Source organism: Sorangiineae bacterium MSr12523 (assembly GCA_037157775.1).
GTDB classification, from domain to species: domain Bacteria; phylum Myxococcota_A; class Polyangia; order Polyangiales; family Polyangiaceae; genus Pendulispora; species Pendulispora brunnea.
Map to the genome: position 1 here is coordinate 5,693,840 of CP089982.1, position 23,372 is coordinate 5,717,211.

General features: G+C 65.3%; 22 protein-coding genes and 1 tRNA gene. 2 read left to right on the forward strand and 21 right to left on the reverse strand.

Going from position 1 to position 23,372, the window contains the following annotated elements; genetic code table 11:
• Positions 1-58: 58 nt before the first annotated feature.
• The 7 genes from yihA to LZC95_21820 all read right to left on the reverse strand — a co-directional run bounded on the left by yihA (position 59) and on the right by LZC95_21820 (position 5,853).
• Positions 59-682, reverse strand: a complete 624-nt coding sequence (gene yihA, locus LZC95_21790; GenBank protein WXA99439.1) for a ribosome biogenesis GTP-binding protein YihA/YsxC — start codon at positions 680-682, stop codon at positions 59-61.
• Complete coding sequence (gene murJ / locus LZC95_21795) at positions 679-2,301, reverse strand: murein biosynthesis integral membrane protein MurJ (protein WXA99440.1); 1,623 nt, start codon at positions 2,299-2,301, stop codon at positions 679-681. Before murJ ends, yihA begins: the two co-directional genes overlap by 4 nt.
• 11 nt (positions 2,302-2,312) lie before the next feature.
• A complete protein-coding gene (locus LZC95_21800; protein WXA99441.1) occupies positions 2,313-2,669 on the reverse strand; it encodes a DUF971 domain-containing protein in 357 nt (118 codons plus the stop codon).
• A 2-nt stretch (positions 2,670-2,671) separates the two neighbouring features.
• A complete protein-coding gene (locus tag LZC95_21805) occupies positions 2,672-3,571 on the reverse strand; it encodes a carbohydrate kinase (protein ID WXA99442.1) in 900 nt (299 codons plus the stop codon).
• A complete protein-coding gene (recO, locus tag LZC95_21810; protein ID WXA99443.1) occupies positions 3,568-4,266 on the reverse strand; it encodes a DNA repair protein RecO in 699 nt (232 codons plus the stop codon). The genes LZC95_21805 and recO overlap by 4 nt, the downstream gene beginning before the upstream one ends.
• Before the next feature lie 45 nt (positions 4,267-4,311).
• Positions 4,312-4,719, reverse strand: a complete 408-nt coding sequence (locus tag LZC95_21815; protein WXA99444.1) for a helix-turn-helix domain-containing protein — start codon at positions 4,717-4,719, stop codon at positions 4,312-4,314.
• 312 nt (positions 4,720-5,031) lie between these two features.
• Positions 5,032-5,853, reverse strand: a complete 822-nt coding sequence (locus LZC95_21820; GenBank protein ID WXA99445.1) for a Crp/Fnr family transcriptional regulator — start codon at positions 5,851-5,853, stop codon at positions 5,032-5,034.
• 115 nt (positions 5,854-5,968) lie between these two features.
• On the opposite strand from LZC95_21820, the gene LZC95_21825 reads away from it, so the two are divergent.
• Together LZC95_21825 and LZC95_21830 are read left to right on the forward strand one after the other, a co-directional pair.
• Entirely contained in the window at positions 5,969-6,595 is a 627-nt protein-coding gene (locus tag LZC95_21825) for a glutathione S-transferase family protein (GenBank protein WXA99446.1), read from the forward strand.
• Between the two features lie 184 nt (positions 6,596-6,779).
• A complete protein-coding gene (locus tag LZC95_21830; protein ID WXA99447.1) occupies positions 6,780-7,133 on the forward strand; it encodes a hypothetical protein in 354 nt (117 codons plus the stop codon).
• 6 nt (positions 7,134-7,139) lie between these two features.
• On the opposite strand, the gene LZC95_21835 is transcribed toward LZC95_21830, so the two are convergent.
• The 14 genes from LZC95_21835 to LZC95_21900 form a co-directional block, all read right to left on the reverse strand.
• Positions 7,140-8,621 (reverse strand): S1 RNA-binding domain-containing protein, encoded by a 1,482-nt coding sequence (locus tag LZC95_21835; protein ID WXA99448.1) that lies wholly within the window; start codon positions 8,619-8,621, stop codon positions 7,140-7,142.
• 98 nt (positions 8,622-8,719) lie between these two features.
• The gene (locus tag LZC95_21840) at positions 8,720-9,178 is read right to left on the reverse strand and encodes a hypothetical protein (GenBank protein ID WXA99449.1); all 459 of its coding nucleotides are present in this window, start codon (positions 9,176-9,178) and stop codon (positions 8,720-8,722) included.
• A 179-nt stretch (positions 9,179-9,357) separates the two neighbouring features.
• Positions 9,358-10,419 (reverse strand): alpha/beta hydrolase, encoded by a 1,062-nt coding sequence (locus LZC95_21845; protein ID WXA99450.1) that lies wholly within the window; start codon positions 10,417-10,419, stop codon positions 9,358-9,360.
• Between the two features lie 4 nt (positions 10,420-10,423).
• Positions 10,424-11,329, reverse strand: coding sequence for an SDR family oxidoreductase (locus LZC95_21850; protein ID WXA99451.1), 906 nt, complete (start codon positions 11,327-11,329; stop codon positions 10,424-10,426).
• A 2-nt stretch (positions 11,330-11,331) separates the two neighbouring features.
• The gene (locus LZC95_21855) at positions 11,332-12,525 is read right to left on the reverse strand and encodes a hypothetical protein (protein ID WXA99452.1); all 1,194 of its coding nucleotides are present in this window, start codon (positions 12,523-12,525) and stop codon (positions 11,332-11,334) included.
• 42 nt (positions 12,526-12,567) lie between these two features.
• A complete protein-coding gene (locus LZC95_21860) occupies positions 12,568-14,340 on the reverse strand; it encodes a thiamine pyrophosphate-binding protein (protein WXA99453.1) in 1,773 nt (590 codons plus the stop codon).
• 385 nt (positions 14,341-14,725) lie between these two features.
• Complete coding sequence (locus tag LZC95_21865; GenBank protein WXA99454.1) at positions 14,726-15,877, reverse strand: outer membrane protein transport protein; 1,152 nt, start codon at positions 15,875-15,877, stop codon at positions 14,726-14,728.
• 521 nt (positions 15,878-16,398) lie between these two features.
• Positions 16,399-16,482, reverse strand: a tRNA-Leu gene (locus LZC95_21870).
• 59 nt (positions 16,483-16,541) lie between these two features.
• Entirely contained in the window at positions 16,542-17,654 is a 1,113-nt protein-coding gene (locus tag LZC95_21875) for an ATP-binding protein (protein ID WXA99455.1), read from the reverse strand.
• Positions 17,655-17,997: 343 nt separating this feature from the next.
• Positions 17,998-19,314, reverse strand: a complete 1,317-nt coding sequence (locus LZC95_21880) for a hydroxymethylglutaryl-CoA reductase, degradative (GenBank protein ID WXA99456.1) — start codon at positions 19,312-19,314, stop codon at positions 17,998-18,000.
• Positions 19,315-19,340: 26 nt separating this feature from the next.
• Positions 19,341-20,264 carry a hypothetical protein gene (locus LZC95_21885; GenBank protein WXA99457.1) on the reverse strand — a complete coding sequence of 308 codons (924 nt, stop codon included), beginning with the start codon at positions 20,262-20,264 and terminating at the stop codon, positions 19,341-19,343.
• Positions 20,261-21,226, reverse strand: a complete 966-nt coding sequence (gene mvaD / locus LZC95_21890; GenBank protein ID WXA99458.1) for a diphosphomevalonate decarboxylase — start codon at positions 21,224-21,226, stop codon at positions 20,261-20,263. Before mvaD ends, LZC95_21885 begins: the two co-directional genes overlap by 4 nt.
• Positions 21,223-22,221 carry a mevalonate kinase gene (gene mvk, locus LZC95_21895; GenBank protein WXA99459.1) on the reverse strand — a complete coding sequence of 333 codons (999 nt, stop codon included), beginning with the start codon at positions 22,219-22,221 and terminating at the stop codon, positions 21,223-21,225. Before mvk ends, mvaD begins: the two co-directional genes overlap by 4 nt.
• Positions 22,218-23,273, reverse strand: a complete 1,056-nt coding sequence (locus LZC95_21900; GenBank protein WXA99460.1) for a polyprenyl synthetase family protein — start codon at positions 23,271-23,273, stop codon at positions 22,218-22,220. The genes mvk and LZC95_21900 overlap by 4 nt, the downstream gene beginning before the upstream one ends.
• Positions 23,274-23,372: the final 99 nt, after the last annotated feature.

A 23,372-nucleotide genomic window follows, 5' to 3' on the forward strand; every position in this document is an offset into this window, starting at 1 on the left:
ACTCCGGGTGGCCCGCACTCTTCCAAGAATGAGATCTCGTCGTGCAACTCTGCGATGGTCACTCGTGTTCGTTCGCTGGCTCGATGGCAATGGCGTGACGAAGACGTTGCCAGAGGGCGTCGCGGCCATCGCCCGTGACCGAGCTGAAACCGATGATGGGCCCCTTGAATTGGCGCTTCACTTTCTCTAAGGCGGGCTTCTGTTGCGCCCGTGACAATTTGTCGATCTTCGTGGCGGCGAGCAGGATGCGCGGAGGCGTCTCCAGCGCGTGCAGAAAGTCCACCAGCTCCAGGTCGTCCTCCTCGGGGCCACGGCGAACGTCGACCAGGATCGTCACCGCGCGCAGCACGCCGCGCGTCGAGAGATAGCCCTCGAGCATGGGCCCCCAGCTCGACTTCTCGGTGCGCGATCGCTTTGCGTACCCGTAGCCCGGCAGATCGACCAGGTGCACGTGAAGACCGTCGGTCCAGGCCACCTCGAACAAATTGATCTGCCGCGTGCAGCCGGGTGTGCGGCTGGTGCGCGCCAGGTTCTTGCGCTGCATCATCGTGTTGAGCAGGCTCGATTTTCCAACGTTGGAACGGCCGGCGAAGGCCACCTCGGCGAGTGCAGGCGCGGGCAGCTTCCCGGGGTCGCTCGACGAGGCCACGAAGGCGGCGGAGACGATGCGTGGCTCGGTCATCGCGCTGCCTTACCACGAGCGAGCCGCCGGCGGAGCCCCGACACGAGCGGCGCGAGCTCTGGGGAGCCAAAGAGGTGCGCCCAGACCAAAAACGCCCCCACGAAGACCACCATGGCCGCCACCCCGGGCGCGGCATGCTCGAAGGTCCCGCCCGCTGGCCCCAGCATGGCCGTCCCCCGCGCCGCGAGCGCTCCGGCCGCCGCCGCCACCAGGGACGCGGCCAAGGTCCGCACCGCCGAGCGCCCGATTTCCCGAAGGTGCAGATCCGGCAGACGCCAGCGCAGCGCCGCGAACAGCAGCACCATCTGGACCGCGCTCGAACCGGCCACCGCCGCGCTGATGCCCGCATGCCCCATCGAACCTCGAAGCCCCACGGCCAGCGCGATGAACGCGACCAGATCGAGCGCGCTCACGATGACCGGAGTGCGCGTGTTCCCCAGCGCGAAAAACACGGGCACCAGCTGCCGCACGGCGGCCACCGTCCAGATCGCCCCGCCCTGCCAGATCAACGCGCGGGACGTTTCGCGCGCCGCGAAGGCGTTGAACTCGCCGCGCTGAAGCAACGTGGCCACGATGGGCTCCGCGAGAAACGCGAGCGCGCAGCTGGCCGGGATGGCCACGAACAGCGACAGCCGCATCCCGTGCGCGTACGTCTTTCCCAGCTCCTGCATGTCGCCGCGTGCCGCAAACGCGGACAGCGAGGGCAACGCGGCGGTGGACAGCGCCAGCACGAAGATGCCCTGCGGAAATTCGCACAGCCGCATGGCCCAGGAGAAATAGCTCTGCGCGCCCGGCCCGAGCTCCGACAGAAACCGGCGCGACAGGACCAAGTCGATGTAATAGACGCCGATGCCGAAGGTCATGGGCACCATGCGCCGAAAGACCTCACGCACCCCCGGATCCGAAAAATCGAAGCGCGGCCAGCTCGCGTAGCCAATGGCGCGGAGCGCAGGCCACTGCGCCAGAACCTGCAGCGCGCCGCCGAGGAGCGCCCCTGCGACCATCGCGTGCCCCGGGTCGATCCCCGCGCGCTCGAACGGCCCCGGAAGCAGGAACACAGCCAGCAAAAAGGCGACGTTGAGCAGCCCCGGCGCAAACGCGGCCACGGCGAATCGCCGCTTGGCGTTGAGCGCGGCCATGCCCAAAGCGGCCGTGCCCATGAAGAAAATGTACGGGAAGACGACCCGTGTAAATTGCACGGTTCGCTCGAATTCGACGGGCCGCGTGCGGTATCCGCCGGCGAAAAGCTCGGTCAGCGGCCGCGCGAACACGATGCCCAGCACCGTGGTCACCAGCAGCGCGATCAGCGAAACGCCGCGCACGTTGGCGAAGAAGGCGCGCGCGTTCTTTTCGCGGGCATCCTCCGTGGCGAGCTTCCCACTCAGCACGGGCACCACGGCGCTCGTGATCGCCCCCTCGCCCAGAAGCTGCCGAAGCGCATTCGGGATGGTGAACGCGACGAAAAACGCGTCCATCATCTCCACGCGAAACAGCGCGGCGCATGCCATTTCCCGCGCGAGACCGAGAACGCGCGACACCAGGGTCCCCGCCCCGACGATGCCGGCCCGTGCGACCAGCTTCTTCCGTTCCTCGCGGCCGTCCTCGCGTTGCCCCTGCATGAGCCCGCGTTCTACATCCGAGTGAGCTCGAGGCGCTCTTTTTCGGCGTAGTTCGGCTGGCACTCGTTGCAGTGGCAGAGCGCGCGCAGGTAGCGGTACGAGTAAAGGCCCGTGTTGTGGCCGTCGAACCATTTGAGCGCGAGGGCGTAGTTGCCCACCGGCTCGAGGTCATCCAACTCGATTTGCACGCCGCTGCACTCGATGAAACGGATGGTCGCCGAGTGGCCTTGGCAGCCGGCGCACGGGCAGTAGCCGCGCAGAATATCGTGCGGGTAGATGCCCTTGTGACCGTCGCCCCAGTCGATCTCGGTCACCGTGGCGCCGCGCGGCGAACGCACCTTGAGGCATTTGATTCTCGGGTCGGCCACGATCAGGTCCCTCCAAGCTTGGAAACGGCAATCACGCCCAGGCTATGCCCACGCGAAAGGGCGTCCGTCCAGAGATTTGGGTCACCCCACGCCGCAGAGCCTGGCCCCGCCTCCTTCTCGACGAGGTGCGCGAGCACGCCCGCGATGAAGGCGTCCCCCGCCCCGGTCGCATCGACGGGGGTCGTGGGCGTGGGGGCGATGGACACTCGCCCGGAGCTGCCGAAGTAAGCCGTCGCCCCCTCCGCGCCGCGCGTGACCAGAACGACGGCGTCGGGCGCGATGTCCTTCAGGTCACCGATGCCGATGCCGAACGCGACCAGGTCGCCCAGCGACGCTTTGATGAGCGCGCACCCGGGCAGAAGCCGCTCCAGCTCGTCGAGGGCCGCGTTCTGGTTGGCCCAGAGGTTCGGCCGCGCGTTCAGGTCGATGGACTTGTACGCGCGGTGCCGGGCGGCGTGCGTCTCGAAGGCGCGCGTGGCCTCGACCATGCCGTTGCTGTTCGCAATCAGGCTGCACGTGCCGAGATGGACCCACCGCGCCCGCGCCATCGACGACGTGATGTGCCGCGCCGCGAGCGCCAAGTTCGCCGATGCCTGGCGGTAGTTCGTGAAGTGCGGCTCGCCATTCGCATTGCGCGCGATGAAGGTGAGCGCGGTGCGCTCGGCCAGGCGCACCATGAACTGCGTGTCGACGCCGAACTCGTCGAGACGTCGGATCAGTTCATCCCCGAAGCGATCGCGCCCGACCCCGGCGACCACGGCGACGCGGCGCCCTTCGCGGGCAAGCGCCACCGCGACGTTGGACGAGCCGCCGCCCACGAAGCGGCGGTAGGTGTCCTCCCCATCGTCGAAAAGGTCCCAGAGCACTTCGCCAAAGGTGATGACGTCGTAAGGCACTTTCATTCGAGTCCCGGTGCGTGCACAGCCATCGTCGCGTCGACCAACACGAGCAGCTCCTCCGCTTCGTCCTTCGTCAATGCCGGGTTACCGCCCGCGGCAATCTCCAACGCCCGCTCGCGAAGATCGCCCCCCAGCCGCATCCGCGCTCCGCCGCACGACTGGCACACGAGCCCGCCGCGCGATGGATCGACGAAGGCCGCCTTGCCCGCCGGACAAGGCCTTCCACAACGCACGCACTGTTCGAGCTCCAGGGCGTACCCCACGTCCGCCAAAAGGCGCAACGCTGCGGCGGCCAACGCCGAACGTGGCGGCTGCTCGCGTGCGTCGAGCACATCGAGCAAGGTATTCATCGTGTCCCACGCGCGGGGTTCCGGCGTTCGCGGCGGACAGACGTGCCGAAGCCATCGAAGCGCAACGCCCGCCGCGTCCAGAGCATCCAAGTCACCCACCACGCCGGAACGCTGCCTCACGACCCGCGCCTCCTTGAGCGTGGCAAGCTCGCGCCCGCGATCTTCGAGCGACACGAGCAAAGTGTGGACCGGCTCCAGCGCGCCCCCGACCCGCCGCACGCTCTTGCGTGCACCACGCGATAGCGCGGAGATCTTCCCTTCGGTCCGCGTGAAGAACGTCGCAATGACATCACTCTCCCCGTATGCCACGGCCCGAAGGAGCAGTGCCTCCGTTTGAATCGCCTTCACGCGGGGAAAGTTTACGCCTTATTTGGCCGCACCAAAGGTGGCGAGTTAGCCTCGTTTTACGTGCACGATTTCGCTGGATGCGTCGTCCATCTGTAGGAACGACAGCTCCTTGGGCATGTCATGCCCACGCGGCTTCAGCACGATGGAGAGGGCCAGCGTAAACAGGATGAGCAGCAGCACGAACGCGATGGCCACGCCAAAACGGCGCCCCTGCCCTTCCCGTGCGGCATGCACCGGGCTCGGCGTGGGAAGCGGCGTCACGAAGACGACACGCCGGCTGGACGTGTATCGAGCAAGAACCTCGTTGGGAACGACTCCTACCGCTTGCGCGTACGACCTCAGGAACCCGCGGACGAAGACTTCTCCCGGCAAGTCGTCGAAGTGGTCGCTCTCGATGGCGGAAAGTGTGGCAGCGGGGATACGCGTAACGCGCGACACCTCCGCGATGCTCATCGCTTTGAGCTCCCTTTGACGTTTTAGAAAACTGCCGATCGATTCCGTGGTCACGCAAACCTCCGGTACTTCGGACGCATCATCCTGATAATGGCCAACCGCAACTCGGGAGCTCCCTTGTTTTTTGCGGGTTCCGGATTAGTCGAGCGGCCACGGCGCGTCAATCGCGAAAACTCCGAGTTAATATTCGCGTAAGCCCTTGTATTTGCAGGACAAAGTACCGTTTTTGGTCCGTAAGGTCAGGCAGAGACCGTGAAATTCTCGCCACACGAAGAGATGGAACGCAGGTTTCTCACAAGAAACTACGCGCACTTAGCGCTGCGTACTCTCTCCGTGGATCTCGTCTTTGGTGCCCAGAAGCACGTACAAACGCCGTAGGGCCTCCACATCGGGGATCTCGATGCGCTCGCCTACGATGCGCACGTACTGCTGCTCACGAAGTCGCTGAACGGTGCGCTTCACGGTGTCGACGTCCAACCCGACGCGCGAGGAGAGCTCCACGGGCGACATGGCAATCTCCGCCGAGCCCATGGCCCGTTGGGCGAGCTTCAACAAAGCGCTCACGACTTTGAGCTGCGTGTCGCGCAGCAGCATGATCTCGATTTGGTCTTCCGCGTCGCGCACCCGGAAAATGAGCTGCTCGATGACCCGGGTGGCAATCCCCGGGTAGTTCTCGAACATGCCGCGAAAGGCGCTGCGACTGAGGACCAGCAAGGTCGCGTCGGTCAATGCCACCGCCGTGGAATTGCGCGCGACCGCCCCCTCCGCGTGGCGGCGAATCATCGCGTCCTCGAGGCCGCCCGCCGCGGAAAGCGTGCCGGATTGCCGCAAGGACACCTCGCCAATGGGCATCGCCGAAAGCGGGGTGTCGCCGAGGAGCGCGGCCTCGCCAAAGAGATCGCCCGGCTTGAGGAGCAGCAAGCTCCGCTCGACCATGCGCACCCGTTTGAGGAGGCGAATGCGTCCGTCCTGGACCAAAAAGGCCTCGGTGGCGGGTTCGCCTTCGCGAAAAATCGTCTCGCCGGCCGAAACACGACGGCCATAGCGGCTAATGAGGCGGGCCTGTTCGGCTGGTCCAAGCTCCCCATCGACGGCGGGCACGCGCTCGCTGTAGCGCGGTCGACTGCTCTCCAACCTGCGATCCATACCAAGCGATAGACTACAAGATTCGGTTGGGGTTGGCACTGTGCGCATTACCCCAAATGAACGGAGATGGACTTTGCGGCCCTAAGTCTCCAGGGAGAGAGCGATGGCAACCAAACTTTATGAAGGCAGCATATCCCCCAACTCGCGCAAGGTGCGATTGCTAGCCGCCGAGCTGGACATTCCCATCGATTGCGTGACGCTGAATTTCGCGAAACGCGAATTCCGCTCGCCCGAGTACCTCGCCCGGAACCCCAACGGGAAGGTGCCCACCTTGGAGGAGGATGACGGCTTCGTGCTCTGGGAATCCGGCGCCATCTTGAAGTACCTGGCGTCGAAACGTCCCGATCGCGAGATGGTCCCCACCGACCCACGCGAGCAAGCGATGCTCGACCAATGGTTGCTATGGTGGACCGCCCATCCCGAGGCCGCACTGTACCGTTTGATCATGGAGCGGCTGGTGAAGCCGTTCCGCGGTGTGCGCGGAAATGATCCGACGATTGTCGCAGACGCCGAGGAAGATCTCGCCCGGTTCCTGCCCATTCTCGATCAGCACCTGCAGGTGCATGAGTACATCGTTAAGCGCCTCTCCGTGGTCGACTACGCCGTCGCTCCATGGCTCGAGGCCGCCCAAGGGCCACTCCACGTCGATCTCCGCGGCTATGGGGCGATTGCTGCATGGCTCTCGCGCATGCAAGCGCGACCGCGCTGGATCTCCCTCGAGGCCCGTTAGACGACAGTCCCTCACTTGCGCCGAATGGATCGATCTGATTGCCTAAATCAGAGAGAACACCGCGGGCGGGGAGGAGCAACGGGTGTATTCGGTCACCAATCGAGTAGGTCGTCTCATCGAGGCGTGGGTGGTAACGCCGGTGTCGCAAGAGGAAGCCAACCGGCAATTTCTAGAAACGCGAACGATGGTCAGCACCATCGCCGCCTCGGGGCGCAAAGTCGTCATCGTCGTCGACTTCACCCAGGTGCAGCTGTTCGGGCCGGAAGTATCGGAGAAGCTGCTTCAAATCATGCGCGGCGACACGCCCCACATCGATCGGGTCGGCTTCTGGATCAACGATGCGCAGCCGATGTTCAACCTGCAGCTCCAGCGCATGATCCGCGAGGCGGGCAGTCCCGCACGGCGCGCGTTTCCCCGTCGACTGGCCCTCGAATCGTGGCTCGCCGAGCGCCTCTCGCCGCCCGAACGCGAACGCCTGCACGCGTTCCTCGACGAGCGCGAGAGGGTGTTCGCGTCCTTTGCGGCGGGCGCTTCGTAGCGTCGTTTACTTCTTGGTGCTCTTCTTGAGGAGATCGGCGAACGTACCGAGCGATGCCGGGGCCGCCGCCTTGCCGCGCGCGGCTTCGTAATCGCCGCGTTCCTGATCGGCCAGGGCGCCCTTGATGGAGAGGCGTAGCCGCCCGTCGCCGGTCTCGAGCACCTTGGCGGTGACCTTCGTGCCCTCGGGGAAGGACTTTCGCAGATCCGTTCCACGCGGGACGCCGATCTCGGCCACGGGAACGAGGCCGCGCCCGGCCTTGCCCTTGGTGCCGTCGATTTGGACGAAGAGGCCGTACTGCTCGATGCGCTCCACCGCGCCCGAGACGATGGCGCCGACCTTCACCGTGCCCGTCGCCACCACGCCGCCGACCTGAGCATCGTCCGGTGCGGGCACGAGCGAGATCTTTCGCGACGCGCGATCGATCTTCTTCACGACGACGCGGATCTCCTGTCCTTCGGCGGGCTTGGTGCCGCGGCCCAATTCCGAGACGTGCACCAGGCCTTCGACGCCGGGACCGAGTCGCACGAAGAGGCCGAACTCGGTCTCGCGCGTGACGGTTCCCAGGGCGACGCGCCCTTCGACGAGCGCAAGCTCGGCCCACGGATCTGCGGTGAGCGCTTTGAGCGACAGCGTGATCTTCTTGGTCGCGCCTCGGGCAGTTGAAGCCTTGGCCGGCTCGACGTCCTTCACCTCGCGGACTTGCACCTCCACGGTGTCGCCCGGCTTGAGGGCGTCGTCGACGGAGACACTGCGGTCGTGTGCGATTTCCGAGCGCGGAATCAGGCCTTCGATGCCGCCCAGATCCACGAAGGCGCCGAAGTCGCGCACGCTCGAGACGGTGCCCGTAAGAACCGCGCCGGGAACGATGTCGACCAGCGCGCGGGCCGCCGCTTCGGAGGACTCTTGCTGCAAGAACGCGCGGCGCGAGACGACGATGTTTTTCCCGCCGTCGCGGATGTCCGTGACCACGAAGCGAAGCAGTTGGCCGATGAGCGCTTTGGCGTCGGCGTCTTCTACGCGGCGCACGTCGATCTGGGACATGGGGCAGAAGGCGCGCATGCCGCCCACGTCGACGTCGAGACCGCCCTTGTTGACGCCGGTGACCTTGCCCTCGACACCGAGGCCCGATTCTCTGGCCTGCTCGAGTGCGGCCAGGCTGCCGGGTTTGCCCATCGAGCGCCCGAGGCGGATGATCCCTTTGGCGTCGTCGGATTCCACGACCTGCGCGGTGACGCGGTCGCCCTCTTTGACGGAGATGGTGCCGTCCGGCGCGCGAAGTTCCGCGGCGTCGAAGAAGGCTTGCCGCTTTCCATCGAGCTCGACGAAGACGGAGTCGCGGCCAACTTGGACCACCACGCCATCGACTTTGGCACCGACCCTCGGGGCCCCTCCCCGCTTTCGGTTGCCCATGGCGGGGGCCTCGCGTTCGAACATCGCGGCAAAGGAATCTTCAGTTCCGGGCGTTTCGCGCTTCTCGCTGCTCATGACGGCACGCTCTGTAGCATGCCCCTCGAAAAAAAGGGGGAGGCTCGAAAAACCGGCATACAAGGAAGCCCGAGGGCCGAAGCCCCCCTAGGAAAGCCCTACGAGCGTAATTCCCGGGAGGCGAGCACGATATCGGTGACCGTGAGCCGGCCATCGCTATGGGCGGCCAGGAATTCCGCGGCTTCTTCCACGGTGGCCACGGTTTTCACTGGATAGCTGGGGCGGATGACCAGGGCCATGCTGGTCACCACCGCGCGCATGGTGGCGGCGCGGAAGCCGTCGCCCTCGACGGCGTTGGCCACGGCGTGAATCTGCGATCCCAGCCGCGTGAAGGCATTGGAAATAACGCTTCGAACGGCGTTGCTCGGCGCCGGGGCCGTGGGCGGAAGGACGGCCAATACCAGCACACGCCCCTCCGTCCGCCCCAAGGTCGAGAGGACCTCGGCCGCGTGATGTGCCTGCTCCGCAGTTTGCTGCGACTCCCAAAAGCTGATCGCCAAATTGCCGATCGAGCCCGTCGCAAAGCCAGGCGCTCTCGTCACCAGTCGCAGGTTCATCTGCTCTACTCGCCCCCCTAAGCGAGCCATCGTCACGAGAGCGGAACATACTCCATGTTACGAACGAGGACACGGGAAACGATTCACGCTCATGTACTTTGGACACGCAATTCCCGACATGAACGTTCCGTTTCCGCAGAGCTGGAATGGCGTCTTCAGGAGCGCAGTCCTGCCGCTGCTCAATGTGTCTTCAAGAATTCGAAGACGAAGTTTTTCCACTGATCGCTGTACGGAGAATTTTCGATGCGGGGAATGTGGTTCGCTCCTTCGATGCGTACCAACGTCGCCACACCCCCACCACGGCTTCCATAGGATGCGCGCAGATCGTCCGCGTCGGATTGCTCCGCCGTGTTGTCCAGCGTGCCTTGAATGATGAGCGCCGGCACACGCGCGTGCGTCGGATCGAACCAGGGTAGCCCTTTCGCCGGGGCAAGCATGGTTCCCACGGCGTACTTGCCAGGCTGCGTGGCGAGAATCGCGTCCTGCACGGGTTTGGGCGAGCGCGGTACGATGTTGAAGTACAGATCCGCTGTCGTGTTCATGTAGCCCTGCGGCTGGCCATCGATGAATGCGAGAAATGCGGGATCCAGGAACACCGAATAGAACATTGGCGTACCCGTGCGGTAAATCATCGACGAGAGCACACACGAGCGCGTGCGCCTCGCATCGTCGCAAAGCTCACTTGCGACGGCGCCTCCATTCGACTCGCCGAGCACGTCCACACGTGGGACGCCGCCGATGTGGCGGACGGCTTCGAGCACCCTGCGGCTCTCCTCGACGAGGAACCGATGCGTCACATCGTGCCCATCATCCGGGTACGAGCTCCCGCCGCTTCCTTCGTAGTCGGTGGCGAAGGTATCGTACCCCGCCTTGGCCAACTCGGTTTGGAACCGATACCCGTCGACATCGATGTCGTAGAAATCGGCTTTCACGATGGTGCCCGGTAAGAGCAGCACGGAACGCCGGTCCTGGCGTCGTGCGCATCGCTTGGTGAACTTCTGCACCACGTGCACCGTGCGGTGCCAACCCACGGGGACGTAGTGGTGCACGGTCCGAACCTCGTCGAGGTCGGCGTCGGCGGCCAGCTGCGGGTTCTTCTCGTCATCCTGTAAGACAGTGCTGAGCGGCCCCTCCCCCGTCCCGATGCGATCCACGCTCTCCGGTTGCGCAGGCTCGCCCGCCGCGCAGCCGACCAACGACAGGGCCCATGCGATGAAACATGTCGCCACCGACGCTCTCATGGTCTTACGCTCCTTCCTCCACGAACTCGATTCGCCCATTCGATCGCTCCCCGGGCCTATCGAGCCCGGTGAGCTCCAAGCTCACGTCCCACATGCGTGCGGCAAGAACCTCGTCGCGCGCGGCCGGCGTCACCTCCTGAATCTTCAGGTCCGTGAAGTACTCGCCGCTCACGTTCTCGACCTCGGGCGACGTCGCCAGGTACACGCCCGTCTCCGCCCCCTTTTCCGGGCGGCGAAGCAAGAAGCCGAAGTTCCTCCACATCCAGCCGATCCAGTTGGGTTCGTCCTGCGCCATGCGCGAGCGCGTCCCCCCCGGGTGAAAGCAATTGAAGCGAATCCCATCGCCCGCGAAGCGACGCGCGGCCTCGCGTGTGAAGTGGATGATCGCCAGCTTCGAGTTCGCGTACTGGGTCAGGCCTCGCCAGCGGCCCTTCGTCATCATCAGATCGTTCATGTCGAGGCGCGCCGACCGGTATCCGACGGACGATGTGGCCACGACCCGCGCATTGCCGGCCGCGGCGAGGCGATCGCGAAGCAGGTGCGTCAGGAGAAACGGCGCCAGATGGTTCACGGCGAAAACGACGTCGTACCCATCGACGGTCTGGCGCCGGTTGGGAAGGTAAAGGCCTGCATTGTTCATCAAGACGTGGATCGCCTCGAAGCGCCGGCGGAGCCGCTCCGCGAGACCGCGCACCTCGGCCAGGCTCGAGAGGTTCGCCACCTCGAGGATCGGTTCCTCGCGGTCGCCGCGAGCTTGCGCGACGGCTTTCACCTCGGCGAGCGTCTCCTGCCCCAGCGCCTCGGAACGCGAGCACACGACGACGCGGGCTCCGCGGCGGGCCAATTCGATGGCCATGGCTTTGCCAACGCCACTGCTCGCGCCCGTGACGACACAGACCTTACCTTGCATGATCACCCTCCCTGACTCGAGGCCTCGGTGGCATCGAGTGCACGCTGACGGTCGCCTGTTGGCGGCGCGATCGCAATGCTAGAAATCGCGACTTCGTCTTTCGTCGACGGCTTGGTCGGATATGGCCCAAGGGCGATGTCACCTGCACGCAGTACGAGTGCGCTCGAGGTGGAGGTGCTTCCGATGGAGTACATCCCAACGACATCACCCGGCTTGATGCGTTTCGCGTGAAGGTCGTGGTAGAAGGTCGTCGGCATCAACGCGGCGCCGATGTTTCCGTACGTCGTGTACATACTGTGATAACGGCCTTGCTCGACGCCCAAGGTCTGTGCGCAGAAGTCCGCGTACCAAGCATTGGGCGTATTGAAGACCCAATAGTCGACGTCCTTCATCGACATGTCGGCCATGGCGAGGGCGCCCTCGACGGTGGTCTTCAAATACGGCTGCGCCGTGTCCCGCGCGATGCGGTTTGCCTCGGGGTGCGCGGCCGTGCAGAAGCGCGTGCCGCCCTGCGGCGTGGAGACGGTTTGGATGACGAACATGTCGATCGTCTCCAGCGAGTTGATCGTCTTCCAGCCGAGTAGGCCATAGCCCTCGGGAACTCGTTCGACGATGAAGGCACCGGAGCCATCACCGACGAACCAGCCCAAGGTGTCGACGTCGGTCACCTGCACCGAGTTCGACGTGGAGACCACCACGAGGATGCGCCGGTAGTCGCCGCTACGAACGAGGCTCGCCGCCGTGTGCAGACCGACCAGCGATCCGGAACACGCGGTCTCGTAATTCCAAGCCGGGGTGCGCAGCCCCAGTTCCTTCGCGAGGTAAATCGCATTTCCCGTACCCAGCCGGTCGCCAACGAAAGAGGTCACGATGGTGAGGTCGATGTCGTCCGGCCCGAGCGACGCGGCTTCGAGTGCACCGCGCGCGGCCCGCAGCTCCATGCTCAGGGCCGTCTCGCCGGGGGCGCGCAACCGCCGCTCCACCGCACCGCGGAAGGGATCGCCCATGTAGGCGGCCGCAGATGCGTCGAATGCATCCGGCTTCTCCGCCTTGGCCCAGAGCTTCGCCAGCGAATACTTCTCCGCCTCGGCGACCATGGCCGGGTAACGCGTGCGCCAGTAATCGTTGGTCCGCAGGACGCTCGGAAAGCCAACCGCGAGCGAACGGATTCCAATGGGGATCTTGGGCCCTCTCATGCTCTCCCTCCTTGTTCTATGATTTCGAAAGCCAGTAGCCGATCAGCCTGAAGCGAAGTTGCTGATCTCTTGAACACGCGAGTTCATCGGAAAGGCCGCTGTCGGGTCGATGCGGGCGTCGATGACCGTGGGCACGTCGTTGCGTGCACGACGCAACGCGGAGCGGAGTTGGTCGACGTCGGCCGCCACGAAGCCCTGTGCACCGTGGGCGCGCGCGAGCTCGGCGAAATTGACCCGCGGACCGTGCATGGGGAGGGTGCGTCCGTAAATGCGATCGATGCCCGCTTCGACCATGCGCATGCGGTCGTCGTTCATGACCACGAATACGACGCCCAGACCTTCCTGGACGCACATGTTCAAGTCCATACCGTACATTTGAAAGCCGTAATCGCCGCAAATAGCCACTACGCTACGCTCCGGTGCGGCGAGCTTGGCCCCAATGGCCGCACAGATGCCCGACCCCATGGAGCCGAGGGCATACGAGGCCATGAATTGATCGGGATAGGACAATTGTAAGTAGTGTAGGGCGAACAGAAGGTGCTCGCCGATATCGGAAGTATAAACCGTGGTGGGAGGCATTTCTTCCTGCACCACACGCAAAACGCGCGCGGGCGCCAGGGGCACGCGATCGCCTTCCAGCATATGTGGGTCCAAATAACGGATGCCCGGAAGCGTCCGTTCCCACGGCGCACAATTGGCCAGCCGCCGGCGAATCTCCCGAATGACGTCGGCCGCATCGCCCTCTATCGCCAAATCTGGACGATAGTTTCTTCCAAATTGACTTGGGTCGATATCGACCTGAATCATCGTATGCGAGGCCTGCAGCAACGATGACCAGCTATTCGTGCTCGGCTCGGTGAGGCCGCAGCCCAATGCGAGCACCACGTCGGGTGGATTCTGTTGGACGAATTCGGTCGCCGAAGGATGACCGCCGTATCCGAATACGCCCACGCAGTAGTCCGCCATTTCCGGGACGATGCCTTTGGCCTTGGGCGATGTGATCACCGGGATGCGGAGCTTCTCGGCGAGTGCACGAATTTCGTACGCTGCCCCGCGAGCGCCCGAGCCGACGAGCAACAGCGGCCTGCGCGCATTGCGCAGGGCGTCGGCCACGTCGTTGAGCAGTGCCTGATCGAGTGTGGGGCGCGGACGTATCGTACGTGCGAACTGAATCGGCGGGGTGGGCGCCACGGCCACATCGAGCGGAAGGGACAAAAACACGGGTCCGCGTTCCGTTTTCGCGCGATCGATGGCGGTGGCGAGTTGATACGCGGCGTGTCCCGGAATGGTAATGCACGCAGCGGATCGGGTGACCGTCCGCACGATGTTGACCACGTCGATGGTCTCGGCGCTTCCCTCTTGCAGCGCGCGATGGCCAAACTTGGCCCGAGGCACCTCGCCGCCAATGACCACCACGGGAACGCCCTCGCCCAACACAGCCGCAAGGCCGGTGACCGAATTGGTCACCCCGGGGCCGGAGGTTACGAGTACGCAAGGAATGGAATTCGGGCGCACGCGGGTGTGCCCAATGCTCATGAAAATGGCACTGGTCTCGTGCCGGGCGTGGACGACACGGATGTTCGGGTGATCGTACAGCGCATCATAGATGGGGCTGATGGCCCCGCCCGGTACGCCATAAACGGTGTCGATGCCCGCCCCCTCGAGGACATCGACGAGCCGATCGGCACATCGGCTTTTGCCGACGGATTCCGCATTTCGCGAAGGACGATTCGGAGCCCCCGCCGTCACCACATTTCGCGGTGAATCCGGGGGCGGAGGATCGGAATCCTCCGTTCCGACACGCTCTCCGACCAAGTGTTCGCCACTCTCGTCGAAAATGCGGTCAGACTCATCGCTTGAGACGTCGGGTCCCTGCGGCGCCACGAGGCGACCGCGCTCATTCAGCGTTATTGGAACATCCAACGTCCGCCTGGGTGCTGCCATAACCCCCTCCGCCAAATTGCAGGTGGATGTGCGGCAAAACGCACGTGTTTCCAAAGTGCGTACGCCAGTCCGATTCCACCTACGTTAGCGGTCTTCTTCTCGGCGCGACACTCAAACTTGAAAAGAGGTTGTGTTCTAAGTGTTGGCAGGTCAAGGGTATTTGAGTTTAATTACCATTATTTGACGCCGACACTGGATCAAATAGTGGGTTCGACGACGCCGATGTCCATACCCGCGGGCGGCGAAATCGTTTGCTCTAAATCGAATATCGCAGCGACAGCATCCCTACGAAGCCGGAGCGTCGGTAATCGCCGGGCGCACCGTTTTGGGATGCATTGACCTGATCGCCGTGATCGATCAGCCACCACATGGCCGCGTCCACCAGCCATTTGTCGAACTTCACACCGCCTCCGAGGGTGGGCGCCGCATAGAAGTTCGAGGGCGGTGACGAGAACGGGCTCACGTACTCTTTTCGTGCGTTTTCGTTGCCGATGATAACGCCCGCGCGAAGTGCCCACTGCTTCTCCAACCAGTACTCGGCGCCCATCTTGGCCTCCCAAAACGTACGGTCGTTTGTGACCGTCGTACTCGAGGTTGGCGCACCGGGCGTGTCGATGGTGGTCGTGGTCGATTGATCGATCCAGGGACTCATGACCAGTGCGCCCTGCAGGTTCAACAGAAGCGCGTCGTCGAGAAGTCGCTGCGAGATGCCGAGGGTGAACTTGTCGGGCGTGGCCGCGTGCGAGTGCGTGCTGTAACTGCCCGTTGGCAGATCCGTGGTGCCGTCGATGTCCTTGGACATCTGCGATCGGTAGGCGAACCCGATTCCGGTGCCGCGAACAGGCTCGTAATAGATGCCGGCGGCCGCGCCCAAAAAGTTGAACCCGTCGAGGGTCGTCTTCATCTGGAAGACGCCGCCTGGAACGTCGAGCGGCGTTTTGAGCGTTTGATTCACGTAACTCGCGCGGTACTCCACGCCGATCCACAGGTTGTCGAGCAACGCAAAGGAGGCCGCGAGCTGCGCCTCCGCGGTGATGGCCGTTGCGGACAACTCCATCCCATTCCTTGTCCCATTTTTGAGCTCGTAGCGGCCTGCGGAGGCGGAGCCCGGAAGCACCGAAAGGCCGACGACGAACCGCGGCGAAAGTCGATATGCACCGCCGACCATTCCGAAGGGCGCGAAGATGTTCGACGTGCCTTTGGGCTCGTCCGGATACGGGAGGGGTGCCTCTTGATGGGCATAGAGTCCACTCAAGCCCAGGACGAAACTGGCCTTGGTCACGGCTTGCAACCGCGCGGGGTTGTGGTGCGTGGCCGACGCGTCCTCTGCCGCGGCGACGCCGAGACCACCCATTCCGAGGCTGCGCGGATCGGGCGTGACCAGCTCCGGGGTCGCGGCGGCCGTCATCGACCAACCCGCGGCAAGGGTGAATGCTGCGCTCCGTACAACTGCGTGAAGGCACTGCGTCGACCGCGCTGGGATCACAGTTTCGCGAATATCATGGTTGAGTCCTCTGCGCAGATTTCTGGCCGAGCAAAAGACAGGTGCCATGGTTGGGCTGTCGCATTTGACCAATGCGATAAACCCATTAGTGACCTGATGAGGTAACCAACTGGTCACTTGCGGGCAAGCAGAGAGAATTGAACAGGGAGGGGGGGAGGCGGGGAGGGAAACAACGCGAATCCCACCGAGTGCCAAGGCTTTTTTTTGTTTTCAGTTGGCTTCGTGAGCCAAGTGAAAACCCAAAACCAGCCTCGGTGCGCGGTGGGGTTTGTGCCGTATCCCTCCCCGCCTCCCCCTCTCCCTGTTCAATCTTCTGGGAGCGCTGACCGAACCAGCGCGGGCCTCGGCGACGGGAGCCGGGAGCGACAAAGCACGAAGGCCCCGCGGGGTCTTTCCCTGCGAGGCCTTTACCGTCGTGTCCGCGGTGCGAAGGGGGGGACTTGAACCCCCATGCCAATTACGGCGCTAGCACCTCAAGCTAGTGCGTCTGCCAGTTCCGCCACCTTCGCGTTTTGCGTCGTTCGTGTCGCTGTCGTGGGCGCGAAAAGACAATAACCTGAGTCGTAAGTCAAGCGTGCTTTCGTCGAGAAAGTGCTTCGACCACTTCGCTGACCTCGAAAGGCTTACGAACGCAGTGAATTTGCCCTGCAAGATGCTCGGGGAGCCGGTCGACGCTTCCGGTAATAAAAACGACCGAGGCGTGGGGCGAGCGGGCTCGGAAGGCCGCGAGGGCCCCTTCCACGTCCCCGGAGATGGGGGACAGGTCGAGCAGGGCGGCGTCGTGGTCCCGGCGGTCGATGGCCCTCGCCAGATCGCTCGCGTTGCGCGCAACGGTCACCTGAGCCCCCCGAGCCCCCAGGGAGGCCTCCAAGAGCGTGCAAACGTCGTCGTCGTCCTCCAGAACGAGGATGCGAACGCCCTCCAGGGTACGGGGGCGCGCCGTCGAGGGCGGTACGGCGGCGAGGTGGCCGTCCTGCGGCCAGAAAATTCGGAAGCAAGCTCCACGAGAAGGGTCGCCCGGTCCCTTTTTGGCGAGCAGAAGCTCTCCGCCGTTGGCCCGGGCCAGGGCGCGGGCATGCCGCAGCCCGACCCCGGCCCCGCCTGTGCGCGTGGAGACGCCGTCGAACAGGGTGACGACCCGTTCCTCGGAGATCCCCGGACCGTCGTCCTCCACGTCAATCTGGAGGCCGCGTGGGGCGATGAACGAGCGCACGCGCACGGTGCCCCCGGAGGGCGAGTGCGCCATCGCATTGAGCAGAAGGTTCGTCACGATCTGCGCGAGCTCCGAGGCGCCGGTGATGCGGGCACCGGTCGGCGGTGTCACGAGCTCGAGGGAGACGTGCAGGTGTTGCGCTTCCACCGTGAGCCCGTCGATCGTGTCACTCAAGGTCACGTCGACCAGCTCGAAGTCGTCGGTGCGCGGGATCTCCACGCCAATCGCGCGCCGCGCCAGATCCCGCGCCGCGCGCCCGCGCTGCTCGATGATGCGCAGCGCGTAGGCGACGGCGTCGGACGACGCACCGGGGAGGCGCGCTTCCGCGACCCAGCCGAGTAGGACCGTGAGCGCGTTGGAGACGTCGTGCAGCGCGCCCGCCAGATCATGTCGCGGGTCTGGGGCTGCACCCGGCATGCTGGACCTGCCGTTTGCGCCCTTGCCGTTCATGTCGTCGTCTTGCGCCAACCAATTCCTCCGTGAGCGACCACGCCGGCGTTGAGCCGGACATGCGAGCTAAGGATACACGGTGTCACGCGCCTGCCACACGTCTCCTTCGATTTCATCGCATGCCCCAAGGCAAGAGTCGAGGGAACGTTCTAGGCTTGGAATGACCTGGTGCTGGAACGGCGGCCGCGAGACGAACCGGCGGGACCGGAGCGACGTGTCGTCCGGAAAAACCGGGATCGCCATTCCGCCTGGCGACCCTCCCGGCTACGAACGGACTCAGCGCCGGTTCTTGCCCGCTGCCGCGGGCTCGACCGACTTAACCCGAACCTGAATACGAGTTCCGGCAGAGTTCCGGGGCGGCCTAATCTTCGACGAGGGTGGCGCCTTCGCCACCGTCGGTGAGCAGGACGAGGGCCCGCTTGGCAGCCTCGAGGGTGATATCGCGCGCCTCGACGATCATCGCGGCGACCCGCTCCACGACCGACCCCTCCGCCCCGGCGGCAATGGCCACCGAGCGCGCATGAAGGGCCATGTGGCCGCGTTGGATACCATCCGTCGCCAGGGCGCGAACGGCCGCCAAGTTGGACGCGAGGCCGACCGAGGCCGCGATGGCGGCGAGATCCCCTGCCCCAGGATTGCCGAGCATGCGCAGGGCCAGCCGCGCCGCAGGGTGCACACGCAGGGTGCCGCCCACGGTGCCGAGCGACATCGGAACCTCGATGTGGCCCACGAGGCTCGGGAGGCCTTCGCTTTCGCGACGCCAGGTGGCCAGCGGCGCATAGTGCCCGCTGCGCGCGGCGAACGCGTGGCAGCCCGCTTCGACGGCGCGCCAGTCGTTGCCGGTGGCGATGACCACGGCGTCGATGCCGTTCATGATGCCCTTGTTGTGCGTGGCGGCGCGGTACGGATCGAGCTCCGCGAAGCGCGAGGCGTTGACGATGCCGTCGATGACGTCGTCGCCATCCATCTCGTCCGTCGCCAGCTCCAACGCGGCGATGTTGCAGGTCACGCGCACTTTGCGCTTGTCGCAGAGGTTCGACAGGATGCGCAGACCCACCTTGCCGTGCGCGAGCTCGGCCAGGCGATCGCCCACGGCCTCGGCCACGCCGTTGACCAGGTTCGCACCCATGGCGTCGCGGCAGTCGACGATGATGTGCACGACGAGCATCTCGTCTTGCTTGGTGCCGATGCGTCGCACCTCGATGTCTTGCGTGCCGCCCCCGCGGGCGATGAGCCCCGGAATGGCGCGGTCGGCGAGCGCGATGATCTCCTGCTTTTTCTCGAGGATGCGCTGCTCGGCGGCGAAGGGATCCTTCACGCGCGTGAGCTGCACCTGGCTGATCATCAGCGGCGGATCGATCTCGGCCTGGAAGCCGCCGCCGCTGCGAATCATCTTGGCGGCGTTGGAGGCCGCGGCGACGACGCTGGGCTCCTCGACGACCATGGGGACGACGTAGTCCTTGCCGTTGACGCGCACGTTGAGCGCGACGCCGAAGGGCAGCGCGTAGGTCCCGAGGACGTTCTCGACGAATTTGTCGGCCGTCTCGGCCTCGAGCCCTCCCGCCTCGAGGGAGCGTTCGATTTCACCGATCTCGGTTCCCGTGACGTCGGCGACGAGGGCGCGGCGCTCGGGGACGGTAACTTTGTAGAAGCCGGGCAAGCGGGAGGTTCGGGCCATGGCGGGGGGGTTCCTTGTTTCAGTGGTCAGACGGGTACTTCGGCGGGAAGAACGCGCACGCCGTCCCGGTCGATGCCGAGCGTGAGCGCGTGCATGCCGAGTTGCGAGGCACGTTTGAGGAAATTTTCCGAGGGGGGCGCCTCCCCGAGGAAGACGCCAATGTCACCGCCCCCGGCCCCCGATGGTAGAAACGTCGCGCGCTCTTCGGCGGCTGCAACGGTGAGGCGCTTGAACGACAGGGGCACGATGACGCCATCGCCCGCATCGCTGGTGGCCTCGCTGAGCTCCTCCAGGGTTTGACCGAAGTAGCGCACCGCCGCGATGAACTCGGCCGCGGTTCCCGCCTCACATTGGCGCACGGCGTGCTCCGAGGCTTGCCCGAGCGCGAGGATGCAGCGTCGGTGGGCGTCGGGATCGCGCTCTTTGAAGGTGCGAACCTGGCCGAGAAGATCGCTCGTGCGAGCGCTCTGACCGCTGAAAAAAACCGAGAAGTGCAGCTTTTCGGGCAGCTCCGTGGTGAGGACGCACGGCACGCCGGACAGCAAGGAATACCGAAGGACGCCGCCGTACGTGCTCGCGGCCACGTCGAAGCCGCTGCCACCGCCCTGCACCTCGCGATGCACGTCGCGGGCGCGGCTGAAGATGCTCGAGCGGACCTCGGAATCGGCGAGATCCTGTCCGCGCGCCGCGTAGACGGCGCCGAGGGAGGCCACGAGCACCGCGGCGCTGGAGCCGAGGCCGATCTTCGTGCCCTCGTGAAACAGGTGACCGCGATCGCACGCCGGAGCGCGATCGCCCAGCGCGTGGGCGACCTCCGCGGTGGGATCCTCTTCTTTGCGCGCCGTATCGGCCTGCGCGTAGCGATCCACCGCCACGACGAGCGCCGGGGCGCCCTCGAGGACGGCGTAGGCGCCCGTGAGCAGGACCTTCCCCGGCGCGCGCGCTTTCATCGCACGATCACCGCGCCGCCGCCGGGGCGCGTTTCGATGATCCGGAGAACGCCGGGCACTTGGGAAAGCGCCCCTTTGACGCGCGCCAGGTCGGCCGAGCGCACGAGCACCTTCACGTGCGGGCCCGCGTCGGCGGTGAAGTACGCCAGCGTCCCCTCCTGACGGAGCTTTCGAACGGCCGCGAAGAGATCCAAGGTGATGCCGCGGATGTACACGAGCCCCGCGGCCATCGCCGCCGCATGCATGGCCAGCGCGCTTCGCTCGGTGAGATCGCCCAGCTTTTCCCAATCGCGGGCCTCGAGGGCCAGCTTCATGGCGGCGAAGATCGCCGGCGCGGCATCGAGCCATGCGGGATAATACGGGCTGGTAAGCGCTGTCGTTTGCATGCCCGACGTGGAGCCCACGTTCTTCGACGCCTCGGTGACGACGCACACGAGCACGTGCAGATCGAGATGGTCCGGCGGCGCGATGGGCCGCGCACCGGAGATGCCCTCGCCCGCGGGAAGCTCGACGAAGCCGCCGAACAGGCTGCGCGCCGCGCTGGCCGAGCTTTGCCGCGCGAGATCGCTCACGCGCTCGATGCTCAGATCGAGACCCGGCATGGCGTGGACGGCGGCGAGGGCGAGCGCCGCGAAACCGGAGGCGCTGGAGGCCAAGCCGCTGGCCGTGGGAAAATCATTGGCCGATTCGACCGAGGCCCGCAGGCTTTGGCCCGCGAGGGCGCGAACGCGATCGAGCAAGGTGACGACGCGTCCATGCACGTCGCCGGTGGCGACCGCGCCGTTGAGCACCACGTGATCGGCCTCGAGGCCCGCATCGAAGCGCACCGTGGTGCGTGTCGACATGCCCTCCAAGGTGATCGAGAGACTCGGTACGGCGGGGTAGTTTCCGGGAACGGGCTTCTTGCCCCAGTATTTGGCGAGTGCGAAGTTCGTGTGGGCGATGGCGGTGGCCGCGGTCACGGCGACCTCTCTAGCTCACCGAGGTCTCGGACGCTCGCCCGCGCAGGCGTTTCTCCACGTTCGGCCGGACGGTTCCTGTCCGGCGTTTCGGCCAAAAAGCCTTCGAAGCCCGCTTCTTTCCAGGCGCGGAGAATGCGATCGGCGACCTCCCGATTTTCGACCAAGGCCGCCACGCACCCTCCCCCACCGGCCCCCGTCAGCTTGGCGCCCAGCGCACCGGCATCCCGTGCGAGCCCGCACATCCGCTCGATTTCCTGCGTGGAAAGGAACAGACCGCTCAGGAGCATTTGATTCAGGTCCATCAATTGGCCGAGCGCGCGCACGTCGCCGGCCTCGATGGCCAGCCGCGCGTTGCGAACGAGGGAGCGAATGCCCTCGAACGACTTTTCGACCATCTCGGGGCGGCGTTCGCGCAGGCGCGCAACGGCCTCGACCATGGACTTGGTGCTCGAGATGGTGCCCGTGTGACCCACGCACAAGAGGAGCGGCGCGCTGGACTCCACGCGCTCGAAGCCACGCCCGCGTTCGAAGTAGATGCAGCCGCCCTCCGCGGACACGGCGGTGTCGACGCCCGAAGGGTTCCCGTGAAAGACGCGTTCCCAGGCCATCGCCCGCTCGGCGGTGAGTGCCGCGTTGGCCGCCGGATCGAGCGCTCGCGCAAGGGCGACGCCCAGCGCCGCGGAGCAACCCAGGCCTGCGCCCGGTGGCAAATCCGTGCGTGCCTCCACGACGAACGAGCCATGGACGCCCGCGGCCTCGAGCACCGCGCGAAAACCGCGCGCGAGATCGCGTTCTTCATCGTCGGCCCGCAGGTCGACGGGCAGCCCTTCGAGCCGCAACACGCTGGTGCTCTCGTCGCACGGGATCGCCCGCGCCATGGCTCCGCGGGAGATCCCCACAGCAATGGCGGGCACGCCGTACACCACCGCGTGCTCGCCCAGAAGAATCACTTTGCCCGATGCATGCGACCACGGCCTCGATTGCGTCATCGTCATCTTTCGCGCTCCCCCAACGCCGAAACGGCACCTGCGAGTATCGTTCGTGCTTCCTCCCGCAAGTCCATTCGCGCCAGGTGCGCGCGCGATTCGTCCAGCAGCGCGGAGAGGCGAGCCTCCACGCGCGGCCGGGCCGTCGCCAGGCGCTCGAGCACGCGCGCCACGTCGGCGGCCGGCGCATCTTTGATGCCCAGCACACGCTCGACCAGCGCGCGATCTTCGCCACTGCGATCGGCGGCGAGCAGCTCTTGAACGAGCGCCGTGCGCTTGCCCTGCTGCAGGTCGCCCGCGGCCGACTTTCCCGTCTTCCGCGGGTCGCCAAAGGTACCGAGTAGATCGTCGCGAACTTGAAACGCGAGCCCCAGCGGCTGCGCGAAAGCTTCGAGCTCCGCCTTCTGCGAGGCGCTGGCCCCGGCGAGCGAGGCTCCGAGAAGGAGCGGCCCGCGGACCGTGTAGCTCGTTGTTTTGAGGTCGTGCACCGTTTCGACTTTGCCGTCGTGGTACACGTCGAGGACTTGCCCTGCCACCACTTCCACTTGCATACGCGCGAGCTCGCGGGTTGCTTCCGCAAGACGGTCCGGTGTGGTGCGGGTTTCCAGCAAGGCCGTGAGCGAGTAGCCCATGGCCAGATCCCCCGCCAAAACGGCGCCAATTTCACCGGCGCGGGACGACGCAAAATGCTCACGAAGCGCCACGTGCACCGTCGGTCCGCCACGACGGACCTCGTCTTCGTCCATCCAATCGTCGTGGATCAGCAAGTAGGCCTGAAGAAGCTCGACGCTGAGCAGCGCCGGTAGGATCTCCATCGCCGATTGTCCGCCGTAGGCTTCGAACGCCGCGCCCATGAGCACCGGGCGCACGCGCTTGCCACCGCGCGTCACGAATTGCGCAATCGCGTCAGATACGGCGAAGGCGGTCCCGCCGAGCTCTTTCGCTTTGGCCACGTGGGGTGCAAGCCACCGCGGCAACTCCCGGTCGACGGCCTCCTTGATGGTATGGGCAAAGTCCCCAAAACTTCGGGACACGGAGGAGCCGACAACCACCTCTTTCATAGGCGCACCATCATCTATTGCCGGGCGGAGCGTAGGGCGGTAGAAAAAGACTGTCAAGCCGGACTTCCACGGATTTCTCGTTTCAAAACAATAACTTTC

Coding starts and splice junctions, on each gene's coding strand:
- murJ (WXA99440.1), bottom strand. CDS start 2,301: ATGCAGGGGCAACGCGAGGACGGCCGCGAGGAACGGAAGAAGCTGGTC.
- LZC95_21815 (WXA99444.1), bottom strand. CDS start 4,719: ATGAGCATCGCGGAGGTGTCGCGCGTTACGCGTATCCCCGCTGCCACA.
- LZC95_21880 (WXA99456.1), bottom strand. CDS start 19,314: ATGGCCCGAACCTCCCGCTTGCCCGGCTTCTACAAAGTTACCGTCCCC.
- LZC95_21830 (WXA99447.1), top strand. CDS start 6,780: ATGGTCAGCACCATCGCCGCCTCGGGGCGCAAAGTCGTCATCGTCGTC.
- yihA (WXA99439.1), bottom strand. CDS start 682: ATGACCGAGCCACGCATCGTCTCCGCCGCCTTCGTGGCCTCGTCGAGC.
- LZC95_21900 (WXA99460.1), bottom strand. CDS start 23,273: ATGAAAGAGGTGGTTGTCGGCTCCTCCGTGTCCCGAAGTTTTGGGGAC.
- LZC95_21850 (WXA99451.1), bottom strand. CDS start 11,329: ATGCAAGGTAAGGTCTGTGTCGTCACGGGCGCGAGCAGTGGCGTTGGC.
- LZC95_21840 (WXA99449.1), bottom strand. CDS start 9,178: ATGAACCTGCGACTGGTGACGAGAGCGCCTGGCTTTGCGACGGGCTCG.
- LZC95_21825 (WXA99446.1), top strand. CDS start 5,969: ATGGCAACCAAACTTTATGAAGGCAGCATATCCCCCAACTCGCGCAAG.
- mvk (WXA99459.1), bottom strand. CDS start 22,221: ATGACGATGACGCAATCGAGGCCGTGGTCGCATGCATCGGGCAAAGTG.
- LZC95_21835 (WXA99448.1), bottom strand. CDS start 8,621: ATGAGCAGCGAGAAGCGCGAAACGCCCGGAACTGAAGATTCCTTTGCC.
- LZC95_21885 (WXA99457.1), bottom strand. CDS start 20,264: ATGAAAGCGCGCGCGCCGGGGAAGGTCCTGCTCACGGGCGCCTACGCC.
- LZC95_21855 (WXA99452.1), bottom strand. CDS start 12,525: ATGAGAGGGCCCAAGATCCCCATTGGAATCCGTTCGCTCGCGGTTGGC.
- LZC95_21805 (WXA99442.1), bottom strand. CDS start 3,571: ATGAAAGTGCCTTACGACGTCATCACCTTTGGCGAAGTGCTCTGGGAC.
- LZC95_21865 (WXA99454.1), bottom strand. CDS start 15,877: ATGACGGCCGCCGCGACCCCGGAGCTGGTCACGCCCGATCCGCGCAGC.
- LZC95_21845 (WXA99450.1), bottom strand. CDS start 10,419: ATGAGAGCGTCGGTGGCGACATGTTTCATCGCATGGGCCCTGTCGTTG.